The organism is Acinetobacter zhairuonensis, from assembly GCF_022601715.1.
Lineage (GTDB): Bacteria > Pseudomonadota > Gammaproteobacteria > Pseudomonadales > Moraxellaceae > Acinetobacter.
In genome coordinates, this window is sequence record NZ_JAKVIM010000013.1 from 99,907 (window position 1) to 109,093 (window position 9,187).

General features: G+C 41.8%; 7 protein-coding genes and 4 tRNA genes. 8 read left to right on the forward strand and 3 right to left on the reverse strand.

Annotation, left to right across the window (positions count from 1 at the left end; translation table 11 throughout):
• Positions 1–80 precede the first annotated feature (80 nt).
• The gene (locus tag MKI85_RS11675; protein WP_241627902.1) at positions 81–4,550 is read left to right on the forward strand and encodes a hybrid sensor histidine kinase/response regulator; all 4,470 of its coding nucleotides are present in this window, start codon (positions 81–83) and stop codon (positions 4,548–4,550) included.
• A 4-nt stretch (positions 4,551–4,554) separates the two neighbouring features.
• A complete protein-coding gene (locus MKI85_RS11680) occupies positions 4,555–5,019 on the forward strand; it encodes a hypothetical protein (RefSeq protein ID WP_241627903.1) in 465 nt (154 codons plus the stop codon).
• A gap of 62 nt (positions 5,020–5,081) precedes the next feature.
• Here MKI85_RS11680 and dapE read toward each other — a convergent pair whose 3' ends face one another.
• From dapE to MKI85_RS11695, 3 genes are all read right to left on the reverse strand, one after another.
• The gene (gene dapE, locus MKI85_RS11685; protein ID WP_241627904.1) at positions 5,082–6,215 is read right to left on the reverse strand and encodes a succinyl-diaminopimelate desuccinylase; all 1,134 of its coding nucleotides are present in this window, start codon (positions 6,213–6,215) and stop codon (positions 5,082–5,084) included.
• Positions 6,216–6,331: 116 nt separating this feature from the next.
• Positions 6,332–6,472, reverse strand: coding sequence for an entericidin A/B family lipoprotein (locus tag MKI85_RS11690; protein ID WP_241627905.1), 141 nt, complete (start codon positions 6,470–6,472; stop codon positions 6,332–6,334).
• Between the two features lie 127 nt (positions 6,473–6,599).
• The gene (locus MKI85_RS11695) at positions 6,600–7,472 is read right to left on the reverse strand and encodes a DUF1853 family protein (protein ID WP_241627906.1); all 873 of its coding nucleotides are present in this window, start codon (positions 7,470–7,472) and stop codon (positions 6,600–6,602) included.
• A gap of 96 nt (positions 7,473–7,568) precedes the next feature.
• Here MKI85_RS11695 and MKI85_RS11700 point away from each other — a divergent pair, with 96 nt between their 5' ends.
• From MKI85_RS11700 to MKI85_RS11725, 6 genes are all read left to right on the forward strand, one after another.
• Entirely contained in the window at positions 7,569–7,934 is a 366-nt protein-coding gene (locus tag MKI85_RS11700; RefSeq protein ID WP_241627907.1) for a YbaN family protein, read from the forward strand.
• Positions 7,935–7,985: 51 nt separating this feature from the next.
• Positions 7,986–8,492 carry a cell wall-recycling L,D-carboxypeptidase ElsL gene (gene elsL / locus MKI85_RS11705; RefSeq protein WP_241627908.1) on the forward strand — a complete coding sequence of 169 codons (507 nt, stop codon included), beginning with the start codon at positions 7,986–7,988 and terminating at the stop codon, positions 8,490–8,492.
• A 266-nt stretch (positions 8,493–8,758) separates the two neighbouring features.
• Positions 8,759–8,834 (forward strand) — tRNA-Val (locus MKI85_RS11710).
• 25 nt (positions 8,835–8,859) lie between these two features.
• Positions 8,860–8,936: transfer RNA gene (locus MKI85_RS11715), tRNA-Asp, on the forward strand.
• A gap of 49 nt (positions 8,937–8,985) precedes the next feature.
• A tRNA-Asp gene (locus MKI85_RS11720) sits at positions 8,986–9,062 on the forward strand.
• Between the two features lie 49 nt (positions 9,063–9,111).
• Positions 9,112–9,185: transfer RNA gene (locus tag MKI85_RS11725), tRNA-Asp, on the forward strand.
• Positions 9,186–9,187 lie beyond the last annotated feature (2 nt).

The following is a 9,187-nucleotide window of genomic DNA, read 5'->3' on the forward strand; positions in this document are numbered from 1 at the left end:
TGAGCCTAAAGTCCAGCGTGATGATTACACTCAGGTTTGAGCGCCTTTTATGGTGGCAAAGAACGTAAGAAGCCAAAGCTATGAAAGAAATATTAAAAAATTTAGTCGATACGACAACGCTTCCAGAAGATAGTTATCTTGAACAAGATGCTGAAATTCTAGAGATCTTTGTAGAAGAAATTGAAGAAATTTTTGAAGAGCTAGACAGCGTTTTTGTGCAATGGTTAGCAAATCCCTCAGATCAAGAAACTTTAACGATCATTCGTCGACACTTTCATACACTGAAAGGTTCGGGTCGTATGGTGGGCGCGAAATCTGCAGGTGAGCTGGCGTGGGTGGTGGAAGATACATTAAATCGTGTCATTTTTGGTTCAGTGGCTTTAGATAGCAAGATCCAAAAATTTGCTCAAGCGGTTTATCGTATTTTCCAGTATAAACTGTATCCTCAGTTTAAATCGGTTCAAGCAACAGAAATCGATTTACGACCATTGCTACTTTTGGGGCAGCAATTACAGCAAGGGCTAACGCTTGAGCCAGCTTTGGAAGAATTATTGTTATTGGCGGATCAACTGAATTCACCAGAACAAATGACTGGACTTGAATTCACTGCATCTGAAGAAGATCAAGTGGCAGAGGAAGCCCGAGTAGAACCTGTTCAAGAATCCAATGATCTTCAAGAAGTCACGACTTCTATCTTTATTGAAGAAGCTGAAGAGCATCTGGCGACTATTGATCACTTCTTAAAACAAGAAGCGGATGAAGTGCCAGATTATAATGGACTGATTCGAGCATTGCATACTTTGCGCGGTAGTTCGTCGATGGCGCATATCCAGCAAATTTTTGATGCCAGTTCCAAAGTTGAAAACTTGTTTAAGACATTATTACAAGAAGAGATTGTTTCTGGTTCAAATGAAACGGCATTGTTAATTCAATATGCAGAATTCGTGCGTGATTTCTTGCATATCCTTCGTCAAGGAAAACTTGAAGAGCTTAGTCAAATTGATCAAACCTTTAATCAGGTGTGGGAAGATTATGGCTTTAATCAAGAGGACTTTGATGCTACAGCCAATCCGCAAGGTTTAGTCTCTCAGTTAATTGAGTTAGATATTGACTTGTTGTTAGATGCGGAACTCGAATTTGAAAAACGCGCTAAAACAGAATTCCCTGCATACGTTGAGCAGTTAAGTCAAAAGGCGCAGTTACTGGCTGAACATACCGATAATCGTGCGACGCAGGGTATTCATGTATTTGTACAGACTTTAGATGAATGCTATCAAGCTCTATTAGCCAAAGCAGCGTTATTGAATATCGACTATGCCTATGAGTTATTTGCTCAGGCACATCAAGAATTTATTTACCTTTTCGATACTTTGGCAGCAGGGCAGCGGATCAGTTTGTCTGAGCAAGCACAGCACGTTCTGCAAAACTTAACTGCATTTGTGCAGCAAGATTTAGAGATTTTTGATGAGGCTGAACTCAGTACGCTAGAAGAAACAGCCTCAACAACGATTGAAGAGTCATCTCATATTGAAGAAAGTGCGAAAGGCACCGCAGTCGATTTTGCGGTACTGTCTAAACGTATTCATAGTGATGCTCAATTGGTCGATGCTGAAGATGCTAATCGTCAGTTTGATGAAGATCTGCTGGATATCTTCCTTGAAGAGGCAGATGAGCTGCTCATGGGGATTGACCAAGACGTCCAGACATGGAGTCATGATCAGTCGAACACTGCTGCACTCAATAACTTGATGCGTTATTTGCATACCTTAAAGGGTGGTGCAAATATGATTCAAGCCACTCATATTGGTTTAATCTCGCATGAGCTAGAAACCATTTATGAGCGAATTATCAATCAGCAAATTCAGGCATCGCCTGCTTTGATTCAGATTATTCGTTTGGTGCAGGACAATATTGCGGATCGTATCCAAATCATTCGTGAACAACGCGTTGATTATCCTGCACCAGAAGCTATTGATATTCTAAATAATATTCAAGCCTTGGTGGCAGGTGTGGCTGTATCTACAGTCACTGAAACCGTGATCGAGCAAAAGCTACCTGCAGTTGAACATGTTGCAGCTTATGCAACAACATCTGTGGATGCACCTGTATTACCACCTATACAGCCTGTGATTACGCCTGCAGAAGAAAAGGAAATTATTGCTTGGACTGAGCCGACATCTATTGTGCAGTCTGTAGTTTCAGAAGAAGATGACAGTGTCCGCTCGATTGTTGAAGAAACATTCCTTGAAGAAGCGGCTGAAATCTTCGATACAATGGAATCGTTACTGCAACAGTGGATTGAACAACGTAGTGACCGTAGTTTATTGCTCCAATTACAACGTGCAGCGCATAGCCTGAAAGGTGGCGCACGTATGGCTGAAATTGAGGCTGTAGGTGCAATTTCCTATCGTTTAGAAAGTGCTTTTGAACAGTTTGCAGTACATCATTTCAATTCGAATGTCTATGATCCATTATTGAAAACAACAATTGCGTGGTTAAGACATGCAATTTTTGAACATGATTACAGCAATTTCGATAGCTTGAAGGCAAGTCTGGAAGCGATTGAGTATGCGGATGTCACCGTTCAATTACCAACACGAAACACACCGGCTCAAGTACAAATTACAGCACCAAGCTTTGAATTTATTCAGGGTGATGGTACTGAGCCACCAGCCATGATGGGTGAGTGGGAGACCTCAGGACAAACCGATCAATCCAATGAAATGATTCGAATTTCAGCTGATCTGATTGAAAAGATGATTGATCTATCAGGTGAGAATTCGATTAACCGTTCACGTATTGAAATGGACTTAGGTCAATTAGGCAATACCTTGAATGAAATGGAATTGGCGATTAAACGTTTAGCCGATCAGTTACGTCGAATGGAAGGTGAGTTAGAGTCACAAATTATTGCCAAACATGGCAGTGAAGTCGGACGCTATGCAGACTTTGACCCGCTCGAAATGGACCAATATTCATCATTGAATCAATTGTCGAAGTCTTTGGCGGAATCTGCATCGGACTTGGTCGATTTCAAGACGACTTTAGCTGAAAAAATTCGAGATACCGAAAGTCTGTTACTACAACAATCACGTATTCAAGCAGAAATTCAAGAAGGCTTAATGCGTACGCGTTTGGTACCATTCACTCGTTTACTGCCACGCTTACAACGTATTGTACGTCAAACATCTTCCACCCTAAATCGTCCTGCAGAATTGATTGTGAACAATACTGAAGGTGAATTAGACCGTACCATTCTAGAACGTTTAGTTACACCGCTTGAACATATGCTACGGAATGCGGTTGACCATGGTATTGAAGATCCTGAACAACGTCAGTTAGCCCATAAACCTGAAGTTGGTAGAATTGAACTCAACATTAGCCGTCAAGGTACGGATGTTATGGTTGAATTCCATGATGATGGTAAAGGGATTGATGTTGCGAAAATTAAAGAGAAAGCTATTTCTTTAGGTTTGATGAAAGCCGATCAGCAGCTTGAAAAGCAGGAAATACTTCAATTTATTTTCCACCCTGGTTTTAGTACCGCACAGCAGATTACGCAAATCTCTGGTCGTGGTGTAGGTTTGGACGTGGTACAGAGTGCTATTAAAGCGCTTGGTGGTCATGTCGCTGTAGACTCTACCTTTGGCAAAGGCACCAGCTTTAGTATTCGCGTACCAACGACGGTCGCGGTGAGCGATGCCTTGATGGTGAAATCTGGGGATCAGCAATTTGCAGTTCCGTTGGCGCAGATTGAGCGTATTGTGCGTATTGCTCCGAACGCATTGGAAAGTTATTTCAACAGCAAAGAAGACTACTTTAAGATTGATAATGAAAGTTACAAACTCCGTTATTTGTCAGAGTTTGTCTCGAATCAGCCTTTACCTCGTTTAGGTAGTATTGCGCATTCATTGCCTGTGTTATTAATTAAAGGCAATAGTGGTCAAACCATTGCCTTGTTGGTCGATCAGTTGATTGGTTCGCGTGCGCAAATTGTGGTGAAACCAATTGGTCAACAGTTCTCGGCTATTGGGGCAATTGCTGGCGCAACGATTCTCGGTGATGGTCAAGTATGTCTGATTTTGGATGGGCAAAATATTGCGCGTCAGATTCAAACCACACAACGAGTGAAGCATGCCAATGATCAACGCGATTCATACCGTTATAGTGCTACACGTCGTTTAATCATGATTGTGGATGACTCGGTGACTGTACGTAAGGTGACTTCGCGTCTGTTAGAGCGTCAGGGTTATGATGTAGTGACTGCGAAAGATGGTGTTGATGCCATGGAGCAGTTGGAAAATGTTAAACCAGACTTAATGCTGTTGGATATTGAAATGCCGCGTATGGATGGTTTTGAAGTGACTAACTTGATTCGTCACCATGAGATCCACAAGCAGTTGCCAATTATCATGATTACATCACGTACAGGTGAAAAACACCGTGAACGTGCATTTAGTTTGGGTGTAACTCACTATATGGGTAAACCATTCCAAGAGGCAGACTTGTTGAATAACATTGAAAGCCTATTGACAGTGAAACAGGGGTAAGAGGATGAGTGAAAACAGCGCGAGTAAATCGGTCTTAGATCAAATTAGTCAGCAAGAGTTGCATCATCTCATCACTGTTTCTACGGGATTTATCGATGCCTATATCATTCAGTGCTATGGCAAAGTGGCGATGTTATTGCCACAGAATATTGTACTTTCTGCATTAGATAGCCCGACGCATGTCACATCAGTAGAATGGCATGATGTCAAACTGCCTGTCTATGCAGTGAATGATCCTGCGAGGAAGGGTGGGGTTGCCCTTGTGATAGAAGGGGATGAAATTGATCAGCGTTTTGCCCTGATGTGTAATGAGATGCCTAAATCAGTACGTGTGCGTATTTCCGAGGTTGTTGATGAGGAAATGACAGTCACTGATCCGATGGTGTTCCAGTACGTGCGTATGGGAGAGCAGACCTTTCAGGTGCCAAACGTTGTCCAGATTCAAGCCAGTTTAGGCATTAATTCATAAAGCATTTGACAAAAAAACCCATGTTGAACATGGGTTTTTTTATTGTCTATCTTGCAATCATCTTAAGCCAGTAGGCCTTCAAGAATTTGCTCATAAATTTCTGCTAAAGGCTCTAAATCAGCTACATTCACATGTTCATCAATTTGATGGATGCTGGCATTCAACACACCAAGCTCTAGGACTTGTGCGCCTGTAGGAGCGATAAAGCGACCATCTGAAGTACCACCACTAGTAGATAATTCAGTTTCACGTCCTGTCACATTACGAATTGCATTCTTTGCCGCATTGACCAATTCACCCACAGGGGTTAAGAATGGCAAGCCTGAGTGTGTCCAGTGAATGTCATATGACAAACCGTGACGATCAAGAATTTCCAGAACACGCGTTTTTAATTCTTCAGCAGTCACTTCAGTCGAATAACGGAAGTTAAAAGTTACAGTCATGGTGCCTGGTACAACATTGGTCGCACCTGTACCTGCCTGAATATTAGACACTTGGAATGAAGTAGCTGGGAAATACTCATTACCTTGATCCCAAATGGTGTCACATAACTCGGCAACAGCTTTAGACGCCATATGAATCGGGTTAATCGCAAGGTGTGGATAGGCAACGTGACCTTGTTTACCCTTCACAGTTAACACCGCATTTAAAGAACCACGACGACCATTTTTAACGATATCGCCTAAATGGTTGGTACTCGATGGTTCGCCGACAAGACACCATGTCATTTTTTCTTGACGTGCTTCTAGGGTTTCAATGACTTTCACCGTACCGTTGATAGCAGGACCTTCTTCATCGGAAGTGATCAGAAAAGCAATTGAACCTTTGTGGTTTGGATGTTTGCTGACAAAGCGTTCAGAAGCAACCACCATCGCTGCGAGCGCAGTTTTCATATCTGCACTACCGCGACCATACAGCTTACCGTCACGAATTTCGGGTACAAAAGGCTCAGAGTGCCATGCATTTAAGTTACCCGTAGGTACAACATCGGTATGCCCAGCAAAACAAAATACAGGAGACTCAGTGCCTTTACGTGCCCAAAGATTATCAACATCATCAAAACGCATCGATTCAATGTTAAAACCGATTTTTTCTAAGCGTTCTGCCATAATATTTTGGCAGTTATGATCGACGGGAGTCACTGAAGGTTGGCGGAGCAACTGTAAGCTAAGTTCAAGAGTTTCGGAGTGATTCATAGGGGGAAAGCAAATGAAAAATATGCGGCTATGATAGGCGAATCGAGTCAATAAAGGGAGTTTTGACATAAAAAAACCTTATCGTTTTGATAAGGTCTTTTATTGGTTTTAGCTAATTACAATTTATCCGCGGTTTTTTCAGCGCTATCAGTCACGACATCCCCAACTTTAGATACGTCTTTACCTACACCTGCAACTGTATTACAACCTGCAAGAAAAAATGAAAATAGTAAGGAAATAGCAATCACTTTTTTCATGGTTAACTCCATAGTTTATTATCATGAATGAATAATGAAATTAGATTAAAAAACAATCAAAACAAAGTGTAGGATGATTTCATTATAAAAAAGTTAAGGAATGTATAGTGAATAACGAATTGTTCTTCTAAATCGGATATTGCAGCAGTGGTCGATGACGGTACATATAAAAATTTTGCTCGCCAGCTTGCTGTTGATAGCAATATAAGCCATTTGTCCAAAGCTGTGGTGTTTGGCTACTTGGAGAGTGGTTTGGGCATAGCCATTCATGGCGTTGCAGCCGATGTGGCGTATAGGTTTGAGGTATAAACTCATACCCCCATAAGCCGATTCTACGCTGTAAATTAACCCAGTTGGGAATTTGTTGGATGGTCGTATTCAGAGGTACATAAAGCTGACCTTTGAGCATCACAAAGCGTTGCTGAATAGGGTAGCCTAGCGCTTGTCCAAACTGAAATTGCTTTTGAGTAAAGTGATTGAGTTTTCGCTTTAAGGTGTCGGTACGGTTTAAACCATACCAGTGTGAAAAGGAAAAATCCCATTCGGCTAAATAATATTTAAGTGCAACTTCCCAATGTTCAATCTGCTGGGTTTCCGTATTTTTGAGTAAAAAATCCAGTTCACCTAAAGTTCTGGCACCAGCAATTTGTTGAATGCTGTGTCCAAGCAATTCATAAGGATGATAGTCAGAATCACGTAACCAAAACCAGACAAACATTTCAAAGCGCAGTCCCAGACGCGTGCTTTTTAGTTGATTTAAAAAGTCTTCCAATTCATATGGATGCTGATCTAAATGTAATAATCTGGAGTGATATAATTGAAAATACTGTTGCCAGACCGTTTCGGCATGGAATTGAAAAGGCTGCTGAATTTGAAATTGATCTGGATAGTCTTTCAGAATGTTGGGACTGGCAAGGCTAAACGCCAGTTGTCGTACTAAGGGATTTTTAAAGTTCAACCATGGCTCAAAAAGATGGTCTTGTTGTAATGTCAAAAACATAGTGGAAACCAAAATGGCAGAACAATCTACAGAATTTAAAAAGGATAAAGTGTAAAAACATTTTATACTAGCGCAATTCTAGATTAGGGCTTGAAGATGAAGATAGTGTTTTGGCGAAGTTTGGTGGTGCTCTTTGTCATCCTCGGCTTTATTGGGGCAATACTCCCAGGTATGCCAACAACAGTATTTTTGATTTTAGCAGCATGGGCAGCATCGAAAGGCTGGCCACAAGTGGATGATTGGCTCATGAATCATCCTAAACATGGGACTACACTGCGGGCATGGCGTGAAAATGGCACAGTGCCACGTAAAGCCAAATGGATAGCCTCAATGATGATGCTGATCAGTGGTGTGATGATGTTATTCACTACGGCACCTTTTGCGGTGAAAGTCTTTACCGATCTAACCATGCTGATTGTTGCGATTTGGTTATGGTTACGCCCAGAACCAGCAGCAAACTGAGTACGATCAGTTATGCTTATTTTGGGTCGCTCTTTTATGTAGGTTCCTCTGATGCAATATTCATTACAACAAGCAGATATTCTTATCGATTTAGCAGAACAAACGTTACAACTGCCTAAGCACAATAAATTTTATGTGATTTCATCTGGAAAAAATGGCATAGGTGAGCAAGAGAATAGTGGTAAGACCCCACGTGGCTGGCATCAAGTGGCGCTAAAGTTTGGTGAAAGCGCTCCAATGAATGCAGTGTTTATTGCCCGTAAGGAAACTGGTGAAGTATACGATCAGGAACTTGCATCTGAATTTCCTGAACGAGATTGGATTTTATCGCGCATTTTATGGTTGTCCGGTTTAGAACCCCAATTTAATCAGGGGGAGGGCTGTGACACTTTCAATCGTTATATCTATATTCACGGTACACCAGATAGCGAACCTATGGGCATTCCAATGTCACATGGTTGTATTCGGATGCGCAATCAAGATGTAATTGAGTTGTTTGAGCTAATTCCAGAAAATGCTTTGGTTTACATTTCAGAGCAGCATTTAAATTTAAGTTAATTCAGTCCTTAGTTTAAAAAAATAGAGTAGTGGAGTTGATCTTAAGCAGAAATACTCGAATTTCTGATTTTAGTATTGAAGATGAAGTTTAGGTGAGAGTGAATTTTAAGCAGTTTTTCTAAATAAATTGCAGAATATGCTTGTTTTTACAGCAAAACACTTATTTTTTAATCACTCAAACATAAAATCATGAAAACTGTGAGAAAAGCGTTTGACACTCGGTAAAGATTCTCTATAATGCACCACACAAACGATGAAGACGTTAAGGGCGCTTAGCTCAGTTGGTAGAGCGTCTGCCTTACAAGCAGAATGTCGGCGGTTCGATCCCGTCAGCGCCCACCAAGCCTTTACGTTAAAGATCTTACGTGCAGCGGTAGTTCAGTTGGTTAGAATACCGGCCTGTCACGCCGGGGGTCGCGGGTTCGAGCCCCGTCCGCTGCGCCACTTAAGATTTTTAATATTGTTTGTACCACATTAGTGACTTTGTGTAAGTGCAGCGGTAGTTCAGTTGGTTAGAATACCGGCCTGTCACGCCGGGGGTCGCGGGTTCGAGCCCCGTCCGCTGCGCCACTTAAGATTTTTAATATTGTTTGTACCACATTAGTGACTTTGTGTAAGTGCAGCGGTAGTTCAGTTGGTTAGAATACCGGCCTGTCACGCCGGGGGTCGCGGGTTCGAGCCCCGTCCGCTGCGCC

Excerpts from the sequence above, each read along its gene's own strand:
- MKI85_RS11700 (WP_241627907.1), top strand. The coding sequence starts at position 7,569 with ATGAAGATAGTGTTTTGGCGAAGTTTGGTGGTGCTCTTTGTCATCCTC.
- MKI85_RS11695 (WP_241627906.1), bottom strand. The coding sequence starts at position 7,472 with ATGTTTTTGACATTACAACAAGACCATCTTTTTGAGCCATGGTTGAAC.
- elsL (WP_241627908.1), top strand. The coding sequence starts at position 7,986 with ATGCAATATTCATTACAACAAGCAGATATTCTTATCGATTTAGCAGAA.
- dapE (WP_241627904.1), bottom strand. The coding sequence starts at position 6,215 with ATGAATCACTCCGAAACTCTTGAACTTAGCTTACAGTTGCTCCGCCAA.
- MKI85_RS11690 (WP_241627905.1), bottom strand. The coding sequence starts at position 6,472 with ATGAAAAAAGTGATTGCTATTTCCTTACTATTTTCATTTTTTCTTGCA.
- MKI85_RS11675 (WP_241627902.1), top strand. The coding sequence starts at position 81 with ATGAAAGAAATATTAAAAAATTTAGTCGATACGACAACGCTTCCAGAA.
- MKI85_RS11680 (WP_241627903.1), top strand. The coding sequence starts at position 4,555 with ATGAGTGAAAACAGCGCGAGTAAATCGGTCTTAGATCAAATTAGTCAG.